Origin of the sequence: Bacteroides faecichinchillae JCM 17102 (assembly GCF_000614145.1) — a bacterium.
In the GTDB taxonomy this organism is placed as follows: Bacteria; Bacteroidota; Bacteroidia; order Bacteroidales; family Bacteroidaceae; genus Bacteroides; species Bacteroides faecichinchillae.
On record NZ_BAKK01000006.1, the window covers coordinates 17,962 to 41,908 of the forward strand.

Genomic DNA, 23,947 nt, shown 5'->3' on the forward strand with positions numbered 1-23,947 from the left:
TGTAAAAAGGCTTCGTAAACTCATAATAATATGTTCTCTAAATTTTTCATAAACCGACCGATTTTTGCTACTGTACTTGCACTGCTCATAGTGGTAGCTGGTTTGGTTACTCTAAATATATTGCCTGTGGCACAGTTCCCAGACATTACACCGCCTACAGTACAGGTATCTGCAGTTTATCCCGGAGCAAATGCTGAAACGGTAGCTCAAACGGTGGGTCTTCCGATAGAGCAACAGGTTAATGGAGTGGATGGAATGCTTTATATGTCTTCCAATTCTTCATCTTCAGGGGCTTACTCATTGACTATTACGTTTGCCGTTGGTACAGATATCGATATGGCAACTGTACAGGTACAGAACCGAGTAAGTGTAGCCCAATCATCTTTGCCCGAACCTGTTGTTGTTCAAGGGGTAACGGTACAGAAGCAATCCTCAAATATCGTTATGTTTTTAACGATGACTTCTCAAGATTCTCTTTATAACAGTTTATATCTTACCAATTATGCAAAATTGAATCTGGTAGATCAATTATCTCGTGTCCCTGGTGTTGGAGCTGTCAATGTAATGGGAGCTGGGGATTATTCAATGCGTATATGGCTCGATCCTGAAGCTATGCGAATTCGAAACATCTCACCAGAACAGGTTTATCAAGCTATTCAATCTCAAAATGTGGAAGTATCTGCCGGCTACATTGGCCAACCGATCGGAGAGGATAATAAAAATGCTTTTCAATATACACTGAATGTGCAAGGAAGACTTAGCTCTCCCGAACAATTCGGTAATATTATTATTCGTCGAGAAAAGGAGGGAGCAATGCTTCGATTGAAGGATATAGCTCGTATTGATTTAGGTTCTGCATCTTACAGTGTAGTATCACGACTGAAAGGAAGACCTACGGCAGCTATTGCTATTTATCAACAACCGGGTTCCAATTCATTGGACGTATCCAAAGGAGTAAAAGCCAAAATGGGAGAATTGGCAGAGAATTTTCCAACAGGCATATCTTACAGTGTAACGTTGGATACAACAGATGTTATCCATGCTTCTATAGATGAAGTGATGATTACATTTCTGGAAACAACTTTATTAGTAATACTTGTTATATTCTTGTTTTTACAGAATTGGAGAGCAGTGATTATTCCATGTATTACAATTCCAGTTTCATTGATTGGTACACTAGCTGTCATGGCTGCATTTGGTTTCTCTATTAATACACTAACATTATTTGGATTGATATTAGCAGTAGCCATTGTGGTAGATGACGCCATTGTGGTAGTTGAAAACTCTTCGAGACTGTTAGAAACAGGACAATATTCACCACGTGAGGCTGTTACAAAAGCAATGGGAGAGATTACCGGACCTATTGTCGGAGTGGTATTAGTGCTACTTGCCGTTTTTATTCCAACAATGTTGATTAGTGGTATCTCTGGTCAGTTATACAAGCAATTTGCACTAACAATTGCTGCTTCCACTGTATTAAGTGGTTTTAATTCATTGACATTAACCCCGGCCCTCTGTGCTTTATTTCTCGAGAAGAGTAAACCTTCCAACTTCTTTATATATAAAGGATTCAATAAAGCTTATGATAAAACTCAGGGTGCATATGACAGAATTGTTAAATGGTTACTTGGACGACCAGGTATAGCTCTTTTATCATATGCTATTCTGACTATTATAGCTGTTTTACTTTTCATGCGTTGGCCATCTACTTTTATTCCGGATGAAGATGACGGGTATTTCATAGCTGTTGTTCAACTTCCGCCAGCTGCAAGTTTGGAACGTACACAGGCTGTTGGGAATAAGATTAATGCAATATTAGATTCATATCCGGAAGTGGAAAATTATATTGGTATTTCAGGTTTTTCTGTTATGGGAGGCGGAGAACAAAGTAATTCGGCTACATATTTCGTAATATTGAAGAATTGGAGTGAAAGAAAGGGAAAAGATCACACTGCAGCAGCGGTAGTCAATCGTTTCAATGGTGAAGCATATATGACGATACAAGCAGCAGAAGTGTTTGCTATGGTCCCTCCGGCTATTCCCGGATTAGGTGCATCCGGAGGTTTACAACTTCAATTAGAAGACCGGAAGAATCTGGGGCCAACTGAAATGCAACAGGGGATTAATACCTTGTTGGCTTCTTACCATTCCAAACCAGCTTTAGCTTCTGTTTCTAGTCAGTATCAAGCAAATGTACCACAATATTTTCTAAATATAGACCGTGATAAAGTACAATTTATGGGGATTGCCTTGAATGAAGTATTTTCTACATTGGGTTATTATATGGGAGCAGCTTATGTAAATGACTTTGTGGAATTCGGGCATATTTATCAGGTTAAAATAGAAGCTCGTGACCAAGCACAAAGAGTTATTGATGACGTATTGAAGTTAAGTGTACCCAACGCAACAGGAGAGATGGTACCATTTTCTTCTTTTACAAAAGTAGAAGAACAATTGGGACAAGATCAGATCAACCGGTATAATATGTATTCTACTGCTACTTTGACTTGTAATGTAGCTCCTGGAAGTAGTTCTGGACAAGCGATTCAAGAAATGGAGGCTCTATTTAAAGAACAGTTAGGGAATGAGTTCGGTTATGAATGGACTTCAGTTGCTTATCAGGAAACACAAGCAGGGAATACCACAACAATTGTCTTAATAATGGCATTAATTGTTGCATTCTTGGTTTTAGCTGCTCAATATGAGAGTTGGACGAGTCCAATAGCAGCTGTCATTGGATTACCAGTTGCCTTACTAGGTGCTATGATAGGTTGTTCGATTATGGGCACTCCAGTCAGCGTCTATACTCAAATTGGTATTATCTTGCTTGTAGCACTTTCGGCAAAAAATGGTATATTAATTGTTGAATTTGCCCGCGATTTTCGTGCCGAAGGTAACTCTATTCGTGAGGCTGCATACGAAGCTGGACATGTTCGGTTGCGTCCAATATTAATGACTTCATTTGCCTTTGTATTAGGAGTAATGCCATTGCTTTTCGCTACAGGAGCAGGTGCTCAAAGTCGCATTGCATTGGGGGCTGCTGTTGTATTCGGTATGGCTATGAATACTTTACTCGCTACTATTTACATTCCTAATTTCTATGAATTAATGCAGAAATTGCAGGAGAAATTCAGCAAGAAAAAGGATAAATAAGCTACTGACACTATTCAGTCTGGATAGTGTCTGTATATAGTTGGGATGATGACACTATAAAAATAATATAGCGTCATCATCTTTTTTAAAAGAATATCATAGTAAATTATAATCAGGAATATCTCTGAGAAAAGTATAACTTTGTTGTTCGTAATCCATCTGACAACAATAATGTTGCATCCCGTTACTAACAATCAGGTAGTCTACTTTCAGTACCATATTATATCGTGTAATTTGGTTAAATACAGCTTGTGTTATCTCAATGTGTGGAGCTTTGTATTCAATAATCATTCGGGCAGACAGATCTCTCCGGAACAACACTGTGTCACAACGTTTGGTAGTACCGTTTAGCTTGACTATTACTTCATTAGCCAAAAGTGCAGTCGGATATCCTTTATGTGCAATAAGAAAATGAACGAAGTGTTGTCGTACCCATTCTTCCGGAGTAAGAGCGACATATCGTTTACGAATCACATCAAAAATTACATTTTTTCCGTTTCGTACATTTATTTTAGTGTCGAATGCTGGTAGGTTTAACGATAACATTTATTATTTTTGTAAGTTAAATAATGGTTTCTATCATTGGAACCACAAATTTAATAGATAATTATGAAAACAAAAGAAGAAATCGTAGCTAATTGGCTACCCCGTTACACAAAACGTAACCTGGAGGATTTTGGAGAGTATATTCTGCTGACTAATTTCAACAAGTATGTAGAAATTTTTGCAAACTTGTTTAATGTACCCATTTTAGGTAGAGATGCTAATATGACTTCTGCCAGTGCTGAAGGTATCACAATGATCAATTTCGGAATGGGAAGCCCTAATGCCGCTATTATTATGGATTTATTAGGTGCTATTCGTCCAAAAGCTTGTCTCTTTCTAGGGAAATGTGGAGGTATTGATAAAAAAAATCAGATTGGTGATTTAATTCTTCCTATTGCTGCTATTCGTGGCGAAGGAACTTCTAATGACTATTTTCCCCCTGAAGTGCCAGCTTTACCAGCATTTATGTTACAACGTGCCGTTTCATCAGCTATCCGAGACTATGCCCGCGACTATTGGACAGGGACTGTATATACTACCAACCGACGTATCTGGGAACATGACGATACTTTTAAAGACTATTTGAAGAAAACTCGTGCAATGGCAGTCGATATGGAAACGGCTACATTATTTAGTTGTGGTTTTGCTAATCATATACCTACTGGTGCATTATTATTAGTGTCTGACCAACCAATGACTCCGGATGGAGTAAAAACAGATAAAAGTGATAACATAGTCACCAAAAATTATGTAGAAGAACACGTTGAGATTGGTATTGCTTCTCTTCGTATGATTATTGATGAAAAGAAAACTGTAAAACACTTGAAATATGACTGGTAACCAGCCTTTCTAAGGTGAATATATTATATGGCAAAGCAAGAATTGACCTGTGATGACATTCTTAGGGAGTTAAAAGCCCAACAATATCGTCCGATTTATTATTTAATGGGAGAAGAATCGTATTATATCGACGTGATTGCCGATTATATTACGGATAACGTATTGAACGAAACGGAAAAGGAGTTTAACCTAACTGTTGTATATGGATCGGATGTAGATGTAGCTGCTATAATAAATGCTGCAAAACGCTATCCGATGATGTCTGAACATCAGGTAGTAGTAGTGAAAGAAGCACAAGCTGTCCGTAATATGGAAGAATTGTCATACTATCTTCAGAAACCACTACATTCTACAATCCTAGTGATATGCCATAAACATGGCGCATTAGATCGCAGAAAAAAACTGGCTGCAGAAGTCGAAAAAGTAGGCATTTTGTTTGAATCTAAAAAGATTAAAGATGCACAGTTGCCTGTTTTTATTTCTTCGTATATGAAACGAAAAGGAGTAGACATGGAACCTAAAGCAACTGCCATGCTTGCTGATTTTGTGGGTTCAGATTTAAGCCGTTTAACAGGAGAATTAGACAAGTTAATAATAACATTGCCCATAGGACAAAAGCGTATAACTCCTGAGCAAATAGAAAAGAATATAGGTATCAGCAAAGACTATAATAATTTTGAATTGCGAAGTGCTCTTATAGAAAAAGATATTCTTAAAGCAAATAAGATAATAAAATATTTTGAAGAAAATCCGAAAACTAATCCTATTCAAATGACTTTATCTTTGCTGTTTAGCTTCTTTTCCAATCTAATGTTAGCTTATTATGCACCAGATAAATCAGAGCAGGGAATTGCAAATATGTTAGGCTTAAAAACTCCATGGCAAGCACGAGATTATATGGCTGCAATGCGGAAATATAGTGGAGTAAAAACCATGCAAGTAGTTGGTGAAATACGGTATGCCGATGCAAAATCAAAAGGAGTTCAAAATAGTTTAATGACAGACGGAGATATTCTTCGTGAATTAGTGTTTAAGATTTTACACTAAAGAAATAATATTATTATTATGGAATAAGGCATATACTTTTACTATAATTATAGAGAGTGTATACCTTATTTTTATATCTTAGATTCTACTTCTTATTTTTGATGAAATTTCTTCTTTCTTAGATGAAAAACTTTACAAAATAGTGATTATCAATTTATGATCTTCAATATAAATATAACAATGGTAGACTAGAATTTTTTATCCTTTTCAAAATTCTCTTTTTGAGTATTTTAAAGTCTATTTTTCTCTTATATTCGAAATCACACTCTTTTAGAAAAATAAACAATCTACTTTATTATATATAGATTACAGATCTGATTGAAATATTTTCGATATAATTAAAATTTTAGAAAAAACTCTCTTGATCTCTCTTTTGATATTTGTCATTTTGACAGTTTATACAGTGTTCTGATTGATTCTGGTACTATTTTTCTAGTTTGATTAAATTAGAATAGATACAATATGCGTATAAGATATTGAATATCAAAATATTATCGCGAAATTAGACTCCCTAGAATCTAAAAATTATAAAGATTCGATGAAAAGGGTGAAAATATTGCAAGGATTTGCCTATTTTCAGAATGAATGTTGATATTGAAATATAGCAGAAATTCCAAAATAGATTAGTAAATATAGAATTCTTTCATTGATTTTATTGCAATTGCAACTATCTTTATTTACAGATGTATTTATAATTATTCATTTGTGTATTGCATGTGTATATAAACAGTTTACAATAATATATTGCTAGATGTGATATACATTAATACACAGGATGATTTACAGATGTTATTTGTAAGGCAGAAGTGTAATAGGAGAGGATTAACACTTTTGTTGTACGTAGTTAATAAACTATTTATTAATGGATTACTTCATTTATATGAAGAATAAGTATAAAATACTTTTTATGTTGTTATATATATTTGTGAATATGGTCATTATATTAACTGTAATAGTGATTATATTATTGATAATCAGTTTATTATAATGTTTTATTAAACTGATAATGAGCGATAAGTTAATGCTGATATAGTATTATGTACAAAAGTTTAATTCACAGTTGTACAATGAGGAGGATATATGTAATATTAATATTTTATATCTGTAATTTGCTTTTGTGAAATCTATTTTTTACTTTTGTATACTTATTATATTGATATATATATTTGTGAAATCAGCATATAATACGTATAATTGTAACTAGAGTTAATAATAGTATGGAGCTAAAAGATAGGATTAGATTAATAATGGAAAGAGAAAAAGTTCCTCCCAGAGTTTTTGCTGAAACAATTGGTGTGCAACAATCTACTCTTTCTCATATTTTGAATGATAGGAATAAACCTAGCCTGGAAGTCGTGATGAAAGTTCATCAAACTTATAATTATGTAAATTTGGAGTGGCTACTTTATGGTAAAGGTGAAATGGTAGCTATTTCAAATGATCAAGGATCAATTAATTCAAATGGTGATTATCAGCCTTCATTATTTGACGAGAATCCATTAAATTCACTCCAAAGGACAATTGCTACGGAAAATCGCAAGGAAATGCCATTAGAAAATAAAGAAATTATCCCAAAAGAGATTGTAAAACAAGAGATTAGATATGTAGAAAAGCCTACTAGAAAAATTACTGAAATAAGAATCTTCTTTGATGATAACACCTATGAAACGTTTAGACCTGAAAAATAATTGGTAAAAACGGTGGTTTGAGCAAATTCCTGTATCTTTGCAACGGAAATATGAATTTATACTTTTATATCCATACATGAAAAAATTTATTTTAGATCTGACGGTCACTGAGAATATCAGATTACATACTAATTATGTATTACTGAAATTGACTTCTCGGTCATTACTGCCCGAAATGTTACCGGGACAGTTTGCTGAACTTCGAGTGGACGGTTCACCTACTACATTTTTGCGTCGTCCCATTTCTATTAACTTTGTGGATAAACAACGGAATGAGATCTGGTTCCTTATCCAATTGGTTGGAGATGGTACAAAGCGTTTAGCAGAAGTAAACAAGGATGAGGTTATCAATGTAATACTTCCCTTAGGTAATGCTTATACAATGCCGCAAAATCCATCAGATAAGTTGTTATTAGTAGGTGGAGGTGTCGGTACTGCTCCTATGTTATATTTAGGTGAACAATTAGTTCAAAATGGTCATAAACCGACTTTCCTTTTAGGAGCTCGTAGCGATAAGGACTTGTTGCAATTAGAAGAGTTCGCAAAATACGGTGATGTTTATACTACAACAGAAGATGGTAGCCATGGAGAAAAAGGATATGTTACCCAACATTCAATATTGAACAAAATACATTTTGAACAAATATATACTTGCGGCCCGAAGCCAATGATGGTAGCTGTTGCAAAATATGCTAAAAGTAATCAGATAGAATGCGAAGTATCTTTGGAAAACACTATGGCTTGTGGTATTGGAGCTTGCCTTTGTTGTGTGGAGAATACGACAGAAGGTCACTTGTGTGTATGTAAAGAGGGTCCTGTTTTTAATATAAATAAACTACTATGGCAGATTTAAGTGTAAACATTGGTAAATTACAAATGAAGAACCCGGTAATGACTGCATCCGGTACATTTGGATATGGTGAAGAGTTCTCTGACTTCATTGATATAGCGCGAATAGGTGGTATTATTGTAAAAGGGACTACTCTTCACAAACGTGAAGGAAATCCATATCCACGTATGGCTGAAACTCCATCTGGAATGTTAAACGCTGTGGGACTGCAGAATAAGGGAGTAGATTACTTTGTTGAGCACATATATCCTCGTATAAAAGACATTCAAACGAATATGATTGTAAACGTTTCTGGATCTGCTATTGAAGATTATGTGAAAACAGCGGAAATTATTAATGAACTTGACAAAATTCCTGCCATAGAGTTAAACATCTCATGTCCTAATGTGAAACAAGGAGGAATGGCTTTTGGTGTGTCAGCAAAAGGTGCTGCTGAAGTAGTAAAAGCTGTGCGTTCTGCTTACAAAAAGACACTTATCGTAAAACTCTCTCCAAACGTTACTGATATAACAGAAATTGCTCGCGCAGTCGAAGAAAGTGGAGCTGATAGCGTGTCATTAATCAATACACTATTGGGTATGGCTATAGATGCTGAGCGTAGACGCCCTATTTTATCAACTATAACAGGAGGTATGTCAGGAGCTGCTGTAAAACCGATTGCTTTGCGTATGGTTTGGCAAGTTTCAAAAGTAGTAAATATTCCAGTCATAGGATTAGGAGGAATTATGAATTGGAAAGATGCGGTTGAGTTTATACTTGCAGGAGCATCTGCCATCCAAATTGGTACAGCAAATTTCATAGATCCTACAGTTGCAATGAAAGTTGAAGATGGTATAAATAATTACCTAGACAGATACGGATGTAAGTCTATAAAGGAAATTATTGGTGCGCTTGAGGTATAACTAAGAATATATAATAACCATTCGCATCAATTTTGAAAGAAAAATGTTATTCCCTACTTTAAAATATTAAGATGAGATATATTTTATAAGATTAAGAATCTGAAATATATTTGAGATACGAAAAGTAAGAAAGTATATAGATAATTAAATAATAGACAAATAAAACTCCGGTAAAAAAGAGCCTTTTTTTACCGGAGTTTTTACTTACATTTGAATTTTATTCTTCTAGTAAGTCTGGACGAAGTTTTTTAGTACGCTCCAAAGATTGTTGTAACTCCCATTCTTTGATTTTTGCTTCATGGCCGGACAATAAGATATCAGGAACTTTCCAGCCTTTATAATCAGCAGGACGTGTATATACAGGTGCCGCTAACAGATTATCCTGAAATGAATCGGAAAGGGCCGATTGTTCATCCGAAATAACCCCCGGAATGATACGTATAATTGCATCTGCCATAACTGCTGCAGCTAATTCACCTCCTGTCAGCACATAATCTCCTATGCTAATTTCTTTTGTGATTAGATGTTCCCGGATTCGGTAGTCTATACCTTTAAAATGGCCACAAAGAATAATAAGATTTTGAACAAGAGAAAGACTATTAGCCATTGGCTGGTCAAACAATTCTCCATCCGGAGTAGTAAAAATCACTTCGTCATAATCTCGCTCGGCTTTTAAGGAGTTGATGCAACGTTCAATGGGTTCAATTTTCATCACCATTCCTGCAAAACCGCCAAAAGGATAATCATCTACGCGTCTATACTTATCTTCTGTATAATCGCGAAGGTTGTGGATATGGATTTCTGCAAGTCCTTTATTCTGAGCCCTTTTCATGATGGAACAATTAAAAAAACCTTCAATCATTTCAGGCAAAACTGTTATTATATCTATGCGCATAATCTTTAATTTTTCGCAAAAGTACAAATATTCAAAGAGAAACCTGTATTTTTGCCTTAAACAATCGAAGAAATATGGACATTAAAAAGAAAATAGAAGAATTACGTGCTGAACTTCATCAGCATAATTATAATTATTATGTATTGAATACTCCGGAAATTTCAGATAAGGAATTTGACGATATGATGCGAGAACTTCAAGATATGGAGCAGGCATATCCGGAATTTAGAGATGAAAATTCGCCAACAATGCGTGTAGGCAGCGATTTAAATAAGAATTTTACCCAGGTAACTCACAAATACCCGATGCTATCATTAGCTAATACCTACTCGGAAACTGAAGTGACTGATTTCTATGAACGCGTTAGTAAAGCTTTAAATGAAGATTTTGAAATTTGTTGTGAGATGAAATATGATGGAACATCTATTTCGTTATCGTATGAGGATGGAAAACTAATCCGAGCAGTCACACGTGGAGATGGAGAAAAGGGTGATGATGTGACTGATAATGTCAAGACAATCCGTTCTATTCCTCTTGTATTGCATGGTAATAATTATCCTTCTTCTTTTGAGATCAGAGGGGAAATACTTATGCCTTGGGTCGTATTTGAAGAACTAAATCGCGAAAAAGAAGCGCGTGAAGAACCACTTTTTGCCAATCCTAGAAATGCAGCGTCTGGAACACTTAAATTACAGAATTCTTCTATTGTAGCATCTCGTAAATTAGATGCTTACCTATATTATCTATTGGGAGAAAACTTACCTTGTGACGGACATTATGAAAACCTCCAGGAAGCTGCTAAATGGGGATTTAAGATTTCTGGAATAATGCGCAAGTGTCAAACATTACAAGAAATATTCGATTTTATCAATTATTGGGATGTAGAGCGCAAAAATTTGCCAGTTGCTACAGATGGTATCGTTTTAAAGGTGAACAGCCTGAAACAGCAAAAAAATTTAGGTTTTACAGCAAAGTCTCCTAGATGGGCGATTGCCTATAAGTTCCAAGCAGAACGTGCCCTTACTCGTCTGAATAAGGTAACTTACCAAGTAGGTAGAACAGGTGCTGTTACTCCTGTTGCGAATTTAGACCCTGTTCAACTTTCTGGAACGATTGTGAAACGTGCCTCTTTACATAATGCTGATATCATCGAAGGACTCGATCTACACATAGGAGATATGGTTTACGTGGAAAAAGGTGGTGAAATTATTCCTAAGATTACAGGTGTAGATAAAGATGCACGTAGTTTCATGCTTGGGGAAAAAGTGAAGTTTATTACTAATTGCCCTGAATGTGGTAGCAAATTGATCAGATATGAAGGTGAAGCTGCACACTATTGTCCGAATGAAACGTCATGTCCTCCCCAAATTAAAGGTAAAATTGAGCATTTTATCAGTCGTAAAGCGATGAATATCGATGGCCTAGGACCTGAAACAGTCGATATGTTCTATCGTTTGGGCCTGATCCATAATACTGCAGATTTGTATGAATTGACAGTAGCTCAAATTAGGGAATTGGATCGAATGGGAGAAAAATCGGCAGAGAATATTATTACAGGGATTGCACAAAGTAAAGAAATACCTTTTGAACGTGTCATATTTGCTTTGGGTATTCGCTTTGTTGGAGAAACTGTTGCTAAAAAGATTGCAAAGTCGTTTGAGAATATTGATGAACTGCAAAATGCTGATCTTGAGAAACTGATAAGTATCGATGAAATCGGGGAAAAAATAGCCCAAAGCATTCTTTCTTATTTTGCTAATGAGTCGAATCGTGAGTTAGTTGGCAGACTTAATAAAGCAGGTTTACAGTTATATCGTACAGAAGAAGATTTAAGTGGATACACAGATAAGTTGTCAGGTAAATCCATTGTGATTAGCGGAGTCTTTACTTACCATTCTCGTGACGAATATAAAGAGCTCATTGAAAAAAATGGAGGAAAGAACGTCGGAAGTATTTCTGCGAAAACTAGTTTTATTCTTGCAGGTGAAAATATGGGACCTGCAAAATTAGAAAAAGCTCAAAAACTTGGAATAACCATCGTAAGCGAAGACGATTTTCTGAAACTTATATCATAAAATATCAAAAATATTCGTACTTTTGTGCCTGAAATTATTAGAGATTATAATTAAAAACCATGATACAGACAAAATTGAAAGGAATGGGGGTAGCGCTGATTACTCCTTTCAAAGAGGATGAGAGCGTTGATTATGATGCTTTGATGCGTTTAGTAGACTATCTATTGCAAAATAATGCGGATTTCTTGTGTGTGCTGGGTACTACAGCTGAAACACCAACACTTACTGAAGAGGAGAAGAAAACCGTAAAAAAAAATGGTGATAGACCGTGTAAATGGAAGAATTCCTATTATACTAGGCGTAGGTGGAAATAATACACGTGCTGTAGTAGAAACATTAAAAAATGATGATTTTACAGGAGTAGATGCCATATTGTCTGTTGTCCCATATTATAATAAACCTTCTCAAGAAGGTATTTACCAGCATTATAAAGCAATTGCTGAAGCTACAGAACTACCGATTGTACTATATAATGTACCCGGACGTACTGGAGTAAACATGACTGCTGAAACAACTTTACGTATTGCTCGTGACTTTAATAATGTTATTGCCATCAAAGAGGCTTCTGGTAATATCACTCAAATGGATGATATCATTAAAAATAAACCAGACAACTTTGATGTAATTTCTGGGGATGATGGTATAACTTTCCCTCTGATTACATTAGGAGCTGTTGGAGTAATTTCGGTAATAGGTAATGCTTTCCCACGTGAATTTAGCCGTATGACACGTTTGGCACTTCATGGAGATTTTGCAAATGCACTGACTATACATCATAGATTTACAGAGTTATTCAATCTTCTGTTTGTAGACGGTAATCCTGCTGGTGTGAAATCAATGTTAAATGCGATGGGAATGATTGAGAATAAACTTCGACTCCCCCTAGTTCCAACACGAATTACTACCTTTGAAGCTATACGGAAAGTTTTGAATGAACTGAATATAAAATGTTAGTAAAAAGATCTATTTAAATTATAAAAGACCACATATGGAGATTAAATCTTTAATATGTGGTTATTTTTATTTTATCAGCCTTTGATTTAATTCCCCTCAAGATCTAAATGTTTGTTGTCAAACACTCTTATATTTTTAAAAAAGATCGAAGAGATTTAAGATAAACTACCCACAGATTATTTCGACCGCTTGATTGAACGAGAAATAACAATAAATCTGAACCTGTTCGATCTACTATGTCTTAATAAAAAGAATAATCTTTTTTAGAAAAAGCACTAGATTAGACTCTCCAATTTTTTCGATGAAATGGGCTAATAATAAGATAAGATTGAATTATAATTCCTTCCTACTACAAACAATTTTGTAGGATAGATTTCATGAAAAATATATCAGTTGCTTGGATAGTGATCCCTTAATATTTGAAGCAAAAATATAGGGAATAAAAATGAAAGAGACTATCTCTTATTATATTGAGACAGTCCCTTTGTGATCGCGACAGGATTCAAACCTGTAACCGGCTGATCCGTAGTCAGCTACTCTATTCAGTTGAGCTACGCGACCATTAATTTATAATATAAAAGAGTGACCGCGACAGGATTCAAACCTGTAACCGGCTGATCCGTAGTCAGCTACTCTATTCAGTTGAGCTACGCGGCCATTCTGCTAATTCGAAAAGTGATCGCGACAGGATTCAAACCTGTAACCGGCTGATCCGTAGTCAGCTACTCTATTCAGTTGAGCTACGCGACCGTTATTTCGTTTTAACGGGTGCAAAGATACGTACTTTTCCCGAACTAGCAAGTGTTTCACAAACTTTTTTTGATAAAATTATTCGATGAATCGGTAATTAAACAGTTGCCAGCCGATACTTAACCCGACATTCCACTCCCTTTTCGGTGAACTATAATGATTTACATATGCAGAGATATCCCCAAAGGGTAATTGACAAACCACTGAAATTTCTCCCAAATATTCAAACCTAGAAAAAGCTTTTCCATAATATGCTTTATTTAAAGAGTTTCTTTCAATTGGATAAATAGGCATAAAACCATAAAATTCACCTCTAAGATGAAACATCTGGTTTAATCTATAAATGGGACGAATACCAGCTCCAACAAATTGATTAGCACGGAATGCTTCATTATAGGTTAGTTTACTATGCAATGTAGGTGAAAATTCACCTGCTTGCATCATTGTTGCAGTATAATTCTCAGAGAAGTTCTTAGAAGCATACAATGCTTTTAGATACCAGCCTAATGTCCAGTGTTCACTCATTGTGTGGTATTTCTCTTTCATGTATGATAATTGTAACCATGAATGATGCTCCTTGTCACCATTCTTATTTCCATTCGTAGCTCCTTCACCCAGATAGAAACGCTCTTTTCCTATGAATATTTGCGCTATAAGAGCTTCACTATATCCACTGGTAGCATATTGTCTTGAATTTAAAGTACTTCCATTAAAACTAATAGAACCACCTAATAAGTCATAACGACTTTTATCAAATTTATCTTTCCCGAAATCTATAACATTTTTCTGAAAGTATTTATCTTCTATTTTCCCAATTCCAAATCCAAATTCAGCTCTCTTACTGGAAAGGAATGGAAGCCCTACCTGAAGCTTTAAGAAACGCTCATCCTTTTGGTTGAATGCGGGGTTGTTATCCTTAGAGAATAGTTTGTTCTTTTTAAAATAATCAAATGTACTAATAGACGCAATAAAACGATATGAAGTCGGAATGGCTGTAGAAAAGTTTATTTTTGCCATAAACTGTACATTGTTGTACACTTTTCCCAATTGCCCATCTAAAAGAAACTCTTTAGCATAATAATTCAAATCCTGATAACCAAGCCCAAGATAGATTTGATTAGAATTAGAAGTTGAGATATTACCACCTAATCTAACAGCAAAACTATTTTCCGCCTTAACCTTTAAATGCAAATCATAAGTATCATCACTAGAATTATAGACGGCATGAGGAATGATTTCAGAAATCATATTGTCCGATAAGAGTCGAAAATAGCCTTGTTTCAAATCTTCATAGGTAAATTCCTTATCATCTGAACGATGAAACTCTTTCTTTATATAAACTTGTTGTTGTGCATTAGCTCCATCAATTATGATATTCTTGAATCGGAGTTCCGGAAAATTGCTACGATATACCATTCTACGCAAACGTATATTGTCTTTATTAACTCTTCGATGGATACGGCTTTTAATAGAATCCATCATACTGATTGTCCGATTATAGCCTATATCATGTAATTCATTTATACGCTGAAAATCCATCAAACTAACATTGTCATAATTAAAATTCATTAAAATTCCCATAGAATCAGGTATAGAATAGTCCGTTTTCTGCATAACCATATTTTCAATCTGACTCATAAGATCATTTTCCTTAGGTTTGGTAGGATTAGTGGATACAACACTTCCAATAATGATATCAGGATGAAAATCATCTCTCATGACATCGGTTGGGAAATTATTATAAATCCCTCCATCATAAGCCAGCACATTGTCTATTTCTATAGGTTTAAACATAAAAGGAAAACTCATAGAAGCCCGGACAGCATCTCCCAGATCACCTTCCCGCATTACTAATTGTTTCTTATTGTATACATCCGAGGCAACACAACGGAAAGGAACAAATAACTTGTCAAAGTCCCCTTCACAAGCAGCAGTAGCACGCGCAAATAAATCTACAAAAACAAGATTCATCTGTATTGGATTAACTACACTAGTAGGCAAAAACTGAGGTTTCAAGTTCTTCAATGAATCTTTAAATGAGAAACGAATATTAAAAAAATCAGGGGTAGGAAGATTTTTCTTGAAGTGATAGACATATTTCTCTTCTATCTGTCCAGAATACCAACGTTTAAAATCTTCTGATTTGAGTAACTCAACCATATCATCCGGAGAATATCCCATTGCATAAAGAGAACCAATGATAGCTCCCATAGATGTACCTGTGATATAGTCAATTGGAATATTGTTCTCTTCTAGGGCACGAATAATACCGATGTGCGTCAATCCTTTAGCACCACCACCACTTAATACAAGTCCCACTTTTTGGGCATAAATAGTCGGTATGAATACCCATAAAGTAATGAACACTAAAAGAAATTTTTTCATAACCCGAATTAAACAATTGAAATCTGTTTTCATTAAGTCTTCAAATATATACAATACTTTCCAATAAATCGATATTTTTTTATTCGTTTTTTAGGATGAAAAAAGAGCATACAACGTATTTTACGCTGAATGCTCTTCTTCGAAGAATAAAAGGGTATATATTAAATCAGCTCAATACTACGTTTTACGAAGTTATTCAGCGCTTCACCTTTCAACATATTATTCTGTAATAAAGCCAGATCAATAAGCTGACGGATCACTTTATTATTGCTAGCATACGTTGCAAATATATCTTCTTTTTTACTCTTCAGATCATCCCATTGCTTATCTAAGTCATTCAACTCATCCTTTTCAGCAGTAGAAATATCTTCATCCTTCTTTCCTTTCTGCTTATCTTTCAACTCATTACGATGTTTATTGATATTATCCATTTCTGTCTGCAAAGGAGTTACCTCAGCCTGACAAGCTGCCTCTTCTTCACTAAGTACCTCTTTTACCAACTTATGATCTGAATTAAGAATCAGATTAAACATATCTGGCATTTCTCCATAAAAACTCATTCCAGCTTGGATATTTGCCATTTCTTTCATACGACGCATATATTCACTTTGAGTAATCATAACCGGAGCTGCATTCTCACCCAATGCTTGTGTCATAACATTGAATTCAACTTTATCCATTTTAGGCAATTGACTCTTGAAAGCAGTAGTAAGTGCATCTTGTTTAGATACTTCCAATACATCACCTTTTTTATCTTCCTTGACTATAAGGTTATCAATTACATCACCATCTACACGCGTAAAACGCGATTTCTCAAACTTCTGTTCAAGCATACTAATCATTGCTACATCCAATTGTCCGTCCATAAGCAAAACATTATAGCCTTTATTGATAGCTGCTTCTATATAGCTATATTGCTCATCCTTATTATTAGCATACAAATAAATGAGATTTCCGTCTTTATCTGTCTGATTATCTTTAATAAGAGTTTGATATTCTTCAAATGTATAATGTTTATTATCTGTATCGGTGAAAAGGGCGAATTTTTGTGCTTTCTCATAAAAATCTTCCTGAGTCAGCATACCATAGTTGATAAATATTTTCAAATCATTCCACTTTTCTTCAAACTGCTTACGATCATTTTTAAAGATAGATTGCAAACGGTCTGAAACCTTCTTCGTAATATAAGTCGAAATCTTCTTCACATTCGAATCGCTTTGCAAATAAGAACGGGAAACATTCAGTGGAATATCCGGAGAATCTATAACTCCATGCAATAAAGTCAAGAAGTCTGGTACAATACCCTCTACTGAATCTGTTACATAAACCTGGTTGCAATATAACTGAATCTTATTTTTATTTAGTTCAATATTGCTCTTTACTTTAGGGAAATAGAGAATACCAGTTAGATGGAACGGGTAGTCTACATTTAAGTGTATCCAGAAGAGAGGTTCATCAGACATCGGATATAGCTTACGGTAGAATGATTTATAGTCCTCATCAGACAATTCACTAGGTTTAAGAGTCCACAAAGGAGTTGTATCATTTATGATATTGTCTTCTGAAGTTTCTACCTGCTTTCCATCTTTCCACTCTTTCTTTTTACCAAAAGCAATAGGTACAGGAAGGAAGCTGCAATATTTCTTTAAAAGGCCATCAATTCGTACCTCTTCAAGGAATTCCTTACAATCATCATCAATATACAAAATGATGTCCGAACCACGACTTTCCTTGTCTACTTCTTCTATTGTAAACTCAGGGCTTCCATCACAAGTCCATTTTATAGCCTGTGCACCATCCCGATATGATTTAGTAATGATTTCTACTTTCTTTGCAACCATAAACGCTGAATAAAAACCTAGTCCAAAGTGACCAATAATAGCGTTTGCATCATTCTTATATTTCTCTAGAAAGTCATTAGCACCGGAGAAAGCAATCTGGTTGATATATTTTTCAATTTCTTCGGCTGTCAAACCAATACCACGGTCAGATATAGTAATGGTATCTTTTCCCAATTCAACATGAATGGTCAAATCACCTAATTCGCCTTGATATTCACCAATAGAAGCAAGTGTATTCAACTTTTGAGTAGCATCTACTGCATTAGACACTAATTCACGAAGAAAGATTTCATGATCGCTGTACAAAAACTTTTTGATGATAGGGAAGATGTTCTCTGTTGTAACCCCAATATTACCTTTTTGCATAATGATGTATATTTTTAGTTTATCTATTAATTAAAACTTATGAATGTTTGTTCAGAGAAAGACAAAAAAAATGCCAGACCCTAAAGTCTGACATTCTGACATATTGAAAATTTATTTTTCCTTAGAAATACTATATTAAATTAACAAGTAATAGACTTCATTTCTAATTCACTCTTTTCACTATTGAGAGAAACTTGAATCGTATCTCCCTCTTTTAGTGTAGAAGAGATAATCAGTTCGGATAATCCATCCTCCAGATAAGTTTGAATTGCACGCTTCAACGGACGAGCTCCATATTGTACATCATATCCTTTACTAGCTATAAACTCTTTTGCCTTATCTTCGATAATTAGTTTATAACCAATTGATTCAATTCGATTATAGAGACCTTTTAGTTCAATTTCAATAATTTTTGTAATCGCTTCCAAAGAAAGCTGATCAAAAGTAATGATTTCATCGACACGATTCAAAAATTCGGGTGCGAATGATTTATTTAAAGCTTTTTGAATTACGCTTCGTGAGAACTCTCGATCGTCCAAACGGCTTTGTGTTGCAAAGCCAACACCTCTTCCGAACTCTTTTAACTGACGTGTTCCAATATTAGAAGTCATAATAATGATTGTATTCTTAAAGTCTACCATTCTGCCATAACTGTCAGTCAAACGTCCTTCATCCATTACCTGCAACAGGATATTAAACACATCTGAATGTGCTTTTTCTATCTCATCGAGCAATATGATAGAATAAGGTTTACGACGTACTTTTTCCGTCAATTGTCCACCTTCCTCATATCCGACATATCCCGGAGGAGCTCCAACCAAGCGTGATACAGTAAATTTTTCCATATATTCACTCATATCAATGCGAATCAGTGCATCAGAAGAACCGAACATGTATTTAGCCAATTCCTTCGCAAGATGTGTCTTACCAACACCTGTTGGCCCCAGGAACATGAAAGTTCCGATAGGTTTATTAGGGTCTTTCAGTCCTACACGGCTTCTTAAAATAGCTTTAGACAATTTCTCAATAGCCGTATCTTGTGCAATAACCTTCGACTGCAAATCTTCTTTCATTCCGGCCAATTTAATCCCTTCAGCCTGAGCCATTCGCTGTACAGGAATACCGGACATCATTGAGATAACGTTTGCAATTTCCTCTGCATCAACCGTTTGTCTATTTTCTTTCAAACTAGCTTCCCATTCCTTTTTCATCACATCCAACTGAAGAGAAAGCTCTTTTTCCTTATCCCGGAAACTAGCAGCAAGTTCAAAGTTTTGAGATTTTACAGCATCATTTTTCTTGTTTTTTGCTTCTTCAATTAGTTTTTCCTGATCTTCAATCTCTTTCGGAACATTTACATTGGTAAGATGTACACGTGAACCCGCTTCATCCAGAGCATCAATGGCCTTATCAGGAAAATTACGGTCTGTAATATAACGATCAGTCAGCTTGACACAAGTTTCTAAAGCTTCTTCTGTATAATACACATTGTGATGATCTTCATATTTATCCTTAATATTACGTAGAATCTGAAGAGTCTCTTCAGCCGTAGTTGGCTCTACCATAACTTTTTGGAAACGACGTTCTAAGGCACCATCTTTTTCAATATTCTTACGATACTCATCAAGAGTAGTGGCACCAATACATTGTATTTCTCCCCGTGCTAATGCCGGTTTCAGCATATTAGCCGCATCCATAGAACCTGCCGCAGAACCTGCCCCTACAATGGTGTGTATTTCGTCGATAAACAAAATTACATTCGGATTTCTCTGTAATTCATTGAGAATGGAACGAATCCGTTCCTCAAATTGTCCACGATATTTTGTTCCTGCTACTACCGCAGTCATATCAAGAGCCACGACTCGCTTATCAAACAGAATACGGGAAACTTTCTTCTGAATGATTCTTAAAGCTAGTCCTTCGACTATAGCAGACTTTCCTACACCCGGTTCTCCTATAAGAATCGGATTGTTTTTCTTACGCCGACTTAATATTTGTGCTAAGCGTTCAATTTCTTTCTCTCTACCAACTACAGGATCCAATCGACCTTCTTCTGCCGCTTTAGTCATATCCGTACCGAAATTATCAAGTACAGGTGTATCATTAGACGGCTTTTTAGAAGCAGTTTGTGCCTGTTGCTGGCGATTGTCAGCATTACTTCTGCCACCTGAACGGGAAGACATTTCTTCTTCGTCATCATCGTCTTCCGGAAAACCCATTCCAGCATTGATGTCCGGTTGTAATGTCGCCTGTTCCAATACTTTTGCGTAATTTACATTATTCGCTTCAAGTACGGTTGCTGCCATATTATTCTTTTCTCTTAATATTGCCAGCAGAACATGTTCTGTATCAGCTATGTTACTTTTCATACCTCGGGCTTCTAAAATACACATTTTTAATATCTTTGCCGCATCATTTGACAACGACACCTCCGCATCCGGCAATAACATATCATCAGCATCTGCCTTTAGCTGAACTTCAATCTGCTGCTTTATTGCAACTAGATTGGTGTTGAGTTTTGACAATATCTCGATAGCTTTTCCTTCACCGTCGCGAAGCATTCCCAGAAGCAGGTGTTCAGGGCCTATATACCTACTTCTCAACCGATTAGCTTCTTCTTTACTATAGACGATAATGTCGGAAACTCTTTGTGAGAATTGATTATTCATACTTCTTCCTTTTTTTCTTCTAAGGGGTTATTTACTCGCAAATATACGTATTTAATCAAGTTTGTGTCGCATATTTGCTTTATTTCTTATATCTACAAATGGTATGCCACAAAATTATGTATATATGCTATTATATATTAAGGTATAACAAATTCCCATCTATTTTTATTATTAATATAGGTTTTTCAGGCATATATTTATTATTATTCTCTTTTTATTCTTATGTATTAAAGTTTATTATAGTGATCATATTAAATATGAAGTAAGAAAGGAACAATGGAAAAATTTAAAGATGTCAGTTGGAAACAAATAAAAGTAACATAAAAGTTTTTGTATATCAAGGAAAAGTAGTACTTTAGCGTGGTTTTTCATGGACCAAAGAATGTATAATTAATAATCATTTTAAATGCTTGAACAAGACAGAATTATAAAGATTAACATCGAGGAGGAAATGAAGTCATCATACATTGACTACTCCATGTCGGTCATTGTTTCACGTGCCCTTCCTGATGTTAGAGATGGATTTAAACCAGTCCACCGTAGAATTTTATACGGAATGATGGAACTGGGTAATACTTCAGACAAACCTTATAAAAAATCAGCCAGAATTGTGGGTGAAGTATTAGGTAAATACCACCCACATGGAGACTCTTCCGTTTATTTTGCGATGGTACGTATGGCACAGGAATGGGCTATGCGTTATCCTTTGGTAGATGGACAAGGAAATTTTGGCTCTGTAGATGGTGATAGCCCTGCAGCTATGCGTTATACAGAGGCCCGTCTCAATAAGTTGGGTGAAGCTATGATGGACGACTTGTATAAGGAAACCGTCGATTTCGAACCTAACTTTGATAATACGTTGGTTGAACCTAAAGTTATGCCAACACGTATTCCTAATCTTTTGGTAAATGGTGCATCTGGCATTGCTGTAGGTATGGCTACTAATATGCTCCTCATAATCTTTCAGAAGTTATTGATGCATGCGATGCATATATTGATAATCCGGAAATCGCAGTTGAAGAATTGATGAACTATGTCAAAGCTCCGGATTTCCCAACAGGGGGATATATATATGGTGTAAGTGGAGTGCGTGAAGCATACCTGACAGGTCGTGGACGTGTAGTTATGCGTGCAAAGGCAGAAATTGAATCTGGACAAACACATGATAAGATTGTAGTAACAGAAATTCCTTATAATGTCAATAAGGCAGAACTGATCAAATATATCGCTGATCTTGTAAATGATAAGAGAATCGAAGGTATCTCAAATGCCAACGATGAATCCGATCGTGAAGGTATGCGTATTGTGATTGATGTAAAACGTGACGCTAATGCAAGTGTTGTGCTGAACAAGTTGTATAAAATGACAGCTTTGCAGACTTCTTTTGGTGTTAATAACGTAGCTTTAGTTAATGGACGTCCTAAGATCTTAAATCTCAGAGATTTGATTAAATACTTTGTAGAACATAGACATGAGGTCGTTATTCGTCGCACGCAATTTGATCTGCGTAAGGCAAAAGAACGTGCTCATATCCTTGAAGGTTTAATTATTGCTTCTGACAATATCGACGAGGTAATCCGTATAATCCGTGCTGCAAAAACTCCTAATGATGCAATTACAGGACTGATTGAGAGATTCAATTTGACAGAAATACAATCACGTGCAATTGTAGAAATGCGTTTACGTCAGCTGACAGGTTTGTTGCAAGATCAGCTTCATGCAGAATATGAAGAAGTAATGAAGCAAATTGCATACTTGGAAAGCATTTTAGCTGATGACGAAGTGTGTCGTAAAGTGATGAAAGATGAATTGCTGGAAGTTAGAGCAAAATATGGTGATGAACGCCGTTCTGAAATCGTTTATTCTTCAGAAGAGTTCAATCCGGAGGATTTCTATGCTGATGATCAAATGATTATCACAATATCTCATATGGGATATATAAAACGTACACCATTAACAGAATTCCGTACGCAAAATCGTGGTGGAGTAGGCTCTAAGGGAACCGAAACCCGTGATGAAGACTTTGTAGAACATATCTATCCAGCTACCATGCACAATACGATGATGTTCTTTACTCAGAAAGGTAAATGCTATTGGTTGAAAGTTTATGAAATTCCTGAAGGTACGAAGAACTCCAAAGGACGTGCTATCCAAAATCTATTAAATATTGATTCTGACGATAATGTAACAGCATATTTACGTGTGAAGAATTTGGAAGATCCGGAATTTATCAATAGTCATTATGTATTGTTCTGTACAAAGAAAGGTGTCATCAAGAAAACATTGCTTGAGCAATATTCTCGTCCTCGTCAGAATGGCGTTAATGCCATCACAATACGTGAAGATGATAGTGTTATTGAAGTTCGTATGACGAATGGTAATAATGAAATTATCATAGCTAATCGTAATGGACGCGCTATTCGTTTCCATGAGGCTGCAGTTCGTGTAATGGGGCGTACAGCAACAGGTGTACGTGGTATTACATTAGATAATGACAACCAAGATGAAGTAGTCGGAATGATCTGTATTAAGGATTTGGAAACAGAAACAGTAATGGTTGTTTCTGAACAAGGGTATGGTAAACGTTCTGAAATCGAAGATTATCGTAAGACTAATCGCGGTGGCAAAGGTGTCAAAACCATGAATATTACCGAAAAAACAGGTAAATTAGTAACTATTAAGTCTGTAACAGATGAGAACGACTTGATGATTATTAATAAATCTGGTATCACTATTCGTTTGAAAGTAGCAGATTTCCGTATTATGGGACGTGCTACTCAAGGTGTTCGCTTGATTAATCTTGAAAAACGTAATGATCAAATAGGCTCAGTATGTAAGGTTATGACAGAAAGTCTTGAGGACGAAGTGCCTGTAGAAGAAACTGAAGGAACTATTATCAATAATTCGAATATAGATTCTTCTGATGAAGATACAGACATCAATGGTAACGAGAATATAAACGAAATAGAGGAATAGACATAATATT

The 23,947-nt window shown here is 35.5% G+C and carries 12 protein-coding genes, 3 tRNA genes and 2 pseudogenes; 9 read left to right on the forward strand and 8 right to left on the reverse strand.

The features are described 5' to 3' along the window. The first annotated feature begins 30 nt into the window (after positions 1 to 30). On the forward strand, positions 31 to 3,153 hold the full coding sequence (locus JCM17102_RS04460) for an efflux RND transporter permease subunit (RefSeq protein WP_025074158.1): 3,123 nt from the start codon (positions 31 to 33) through the stop codon (positions 3,151 to 3,153). A gap of 96 nt (positions 3,154 to 3,249) precedes the next feature. Here the strand turns inward: JCM17102_RS04460 and JCM17102_RS04465 are convergent, their stop codons facing one another. After that, positions 3,250 to 3,699, reverse strand: a complete 450-nt coding sequence (locus JCM17102_RS04465) for a type I restriction enzyme HsdR N-terminal domain-containing protein (RefSeq protein WP_025074159.1) — start codon at positions 3,697 to 3,699, stop codon at positions 3,250 to 3,252. Between the two features lie 63 nt (positions 3,700 to 3,762). Between JCM17102_RS04465 and JCM17102_RS04470 the strand changes: the two genes are divergently transcribed. The 5 genes from JCM17102_RS04470 to JCM17102_RS04490 all read left to right on the forward strand — a co-directional run bounded on the left by JCM17102_RS04470 (position 3,763) and on the right by JCM17102_RS04490 (position 9,026). Beyond that, a complete protein-coding gene (locus JCM17102_RS04470; protein WP_025074160.1) occupies positions 3,763 to 4,539 on the forward strand; it encodes an AMP nucleosidase in 777 nt (258 codons plus the stop codon). Positions 4,540 to 4,566: 27 nt separating this feature from the next. Beyond that, positions 4,567 to 5,586 carry a DNA polymerase III subunit delta gene (gene holA / locus JCM17102_RS04475; RefSeq protein WP_025074161.1) on the forward strand — a complete coding sequence of 340 codons (1,020 nt, stop codon included), beginning with the start codon at positions 4,567 to 4,569 and terminating at the stop codon, positions 5,584 to 5,586. Positions 5,587 to 6,803: 1,217 nt separating this feature from the next. Beyond that, positions 6,804 to 7,274, forward strand: a complete 471-nt coding sequence (locus JCM17102_RS04480; protein ID WP_025074162.1) for a helix-turn-helix domain-containing protein — start codon at positions 6,804 to 6,806, stop codon at positions 7,272 to 7,274. 76 nt (positions 7,275 to 7,350) lie between these two features. Next, on the forward strand, positions 7,351 to 8,127 hold the full coding sequence (locus tag JCM17102_RS04485) for a dihydroorotate dehydrogenase electron transfer subunit (RefSeq protein ID WP_025074163.1): 777 nt from the start codon (positions 7,351 to 7,353) through the stop codon (positions 8,125 to 8,127). Continuing rightward, positions 8,115 to 9,026: a dihydroorotate dehydrogenase gene (locus JCM17102_RS04490; RefSeq protein ID WP_025074164.1), complete on the forward strand. Its 912-nt coding sequence runs from the start codon at positions 8,115 to 8,117 to the stop codon at positions 9,024 to 9,026. Before JCM17102_RS04485 ends, JCM17102_RS04490 begins: the two co-directional genes overlap by 13 nt. A gap of 217 nt (positions 9,027 to 9,243) precedes the next feature. Here the strand turns inward: JCM17102_RS04490 and trmD are convergent, their stop codons facing one another. Then, complete coding sequence (gene trmD / locus JCM17102_RS04495) at positions 9,244 to 9,921, reverse strand: tRNA (guanosine(37)-N1)-methyltransferase TrmD (RefSeq protein WP_025074165.1); 678 nt, start codon at positions 9,919 to 9,921, stop codon at positions 9,244 to 9,246. Between the two features lie 74 nt (positions 9,922 to 9,995). Here trmD and ligA point away from each other — a divergent pair, with 74 nt between their 5' ends. Together ligA and dapA are read left to right on the forward strand one after the other, a co-directional pair. Further along, complete coding sequence (gene ligA, locus JCM17102_RS04500; protein ID WP_025074166.1) at positions 9,996 to 11,996, forward strand: NAD-dependent DNA ligase LigA; 2,001 nt, start codon at positions 9,996 to 9,998, stop codon at positions 11,994 to 11,996. A gap of 59 nt (positions 11,997 to 12,055) precedes the next feature. Further along, positions 12,056 to 12,950, forward strand: a pseudogene (gene dapA, locus JCM17102_RS26195) (4-hydroxy-tetrahydrodipicolinate synthase). Between the two features lie 487 nt (positions 12,951 to 13,437). On the opposite strand, the gene JCM17102_RS04510 reads toward dapA, so the two are convergent. The 6 genes from JCM17102_RS04510 to JCM17102_RS04535 all read right to left on the reverse strand — a co-directional run bounded on the left by JCM17102_RS04510 (position 13,438) and on the right by JCM17102_RS04535 (position 20,961). Next, a tRNA-Arg gene (locus tag JCM17102_RS04510) sits at positions 13,438 to 13,511 on the reverse strand. A 22-nt stretch (positions 13,512 to 13,533) separates the two neighbouring features. Beyond that, positions 13,534 to 13,607 (reverse strand) — tRNA-Arg (locus JCM17102_RS04515). Between the two features lie 19 nt (positions 13,608 to 13,626). After that, positions 13,627 to 13,700: transfer RNA gene (locus JCM17102_RS04520), tRNA-Arg, on the reverse strand. Positions 13,701 to 13,778: 78 nt separating this feature from the next. Then, complete coding sequence (locus tag JCM17102_RS04525) at positions 13,779 to 16,085, reverse strand: patatin-like phospholipase family protein (RefSeq protein WP_025074167.1); 2,307 nt, start codon at positions 16,083 to 16,085, stop codon at positions 13,779 to 13,781. Between the two features lie 161 nt (positions 16,086 to 16,246). Beyond that, complete coding sequence (htpG, locus tag JCM17102_RS04530) at positions 16,247 to 18,292, reverse strand: molecular chaperone HtpG (protein ID WP_025074168.1); 2,046 nt, start codon at positions 18,290 to 18,292, stop codon at positions 16,247 to 16,249. Between the two features lie 140 nt (positions 18,293 to 18,432). Further along, positions 18,433 to 20,961: an ATP-dependent Clp protease ATP-binding subunit gene (locus JCM17102_RS04535; RefSeq protein WP_025074169.1), complete on the reverse strand. Its 2,529-nt coding sequence runs from the start codon at positions 20,959 to 20,961 to the stop codon at positions 18,433 to 18,435. 406 nt (positions 20,962 to 21,367) lie between these two features. On the opposite strand from JCM17102_RS04535, the pseudogene gyrA reads away from it, so the two are divergent. Next, positions 21,368 to 23,937: pseudogene (gyrA, locus tag JCM17102_RS26200) on the forward strand (DNA gyrase subunit A). Positions 23,938 to 23,947: the final 10 nt, after the last annotated feature.

Excerpts from the sequence above, each read along its gene's own strand:
- JCM17102_RS04470 (WP_025074160.1), top strand. The coding sequence starts at position 3,763 with ATGAAAACAAAAGAAGAAATCGTAGCTAATTGGCTACCCCGTTACACA.
- JCM17102_RS04535 (WP_025074169.1), bottom strand. The coding sequence starts at position 20,961 with ATGAATAATCAATTCTCACAAAGAGTTTCCGACATTATCGTCTATAGT.
- JCM17102_RS04465 (WP_025074159.1), bottom strand. The coding sequence starts at position 3,699 with ATGTTATCGTTAAACCTACCAGCATTCGACACTAAAATAAATGTACGA.
- JCM17102_RS04485 (WP_025074163.1), top strand. The coding sequence starts at position 7,351 with ATGAAAAAATTTATTTTAGATCTGACGGTCACTGAGAATATCAGATTA.
- JCM17102_RS04490 (WP_025074164.1), top strand. The coding sequence starts at position 8,115 with ATGGCAGATTTAAGTGTAAACATTGGTAAATTACAAATGAAGAACCCG.
- htpG (WP_025074168.1), bottom strand. The coding sequence starts at position 18,292 with ATGCAAAAAGGTAATATTGGGGTTACAACAGAGAACATCTTCCCTATC.
- ligA (WP_025074166.1), top strand. The coding sequence starts at position 9,996 with ATGGACATTAAAAAGAAAATAGAAGAATTACGTGCTGAACTTCATCAG.
- JCM17102_RS04460 (WP_025074158.1), top strand. The coding sequence starts at position 31 with ATGTTCTCTAAATTTTTCATAAACCGACCGATTTTTGCTACTGTACTT.
- JCM17102_RS04525 (WP_025074167.1), bottom strand. The coding sequence starts at position 16,085 with ATGAAAAAATTTCTTTTAGTGTTCATTACTTTATGGGTATTCATACCG.
- trmD (WP_025074165.1), bottom strand. The coding sequence starts at position 9,921 with ATGCGCATAGATATAATAACAGTTTTGCCTGAAATGATTGAAGGTTTT.
- holA (WP_025074161.1), top strand. The coding sequence starts at position 4,567 with ATGGCAAAGCAAGAATTGACCTGTGATGACATTCTTAGGGAGTTAAAA.
- JCM17102_RS04480 (WP_025074162.1), top strand. The coding sequence starts at position 6,804 with ATGGAGCTAAAAGATAGGATTAGATTAATAATGGAAAGAGAAAAAGTT.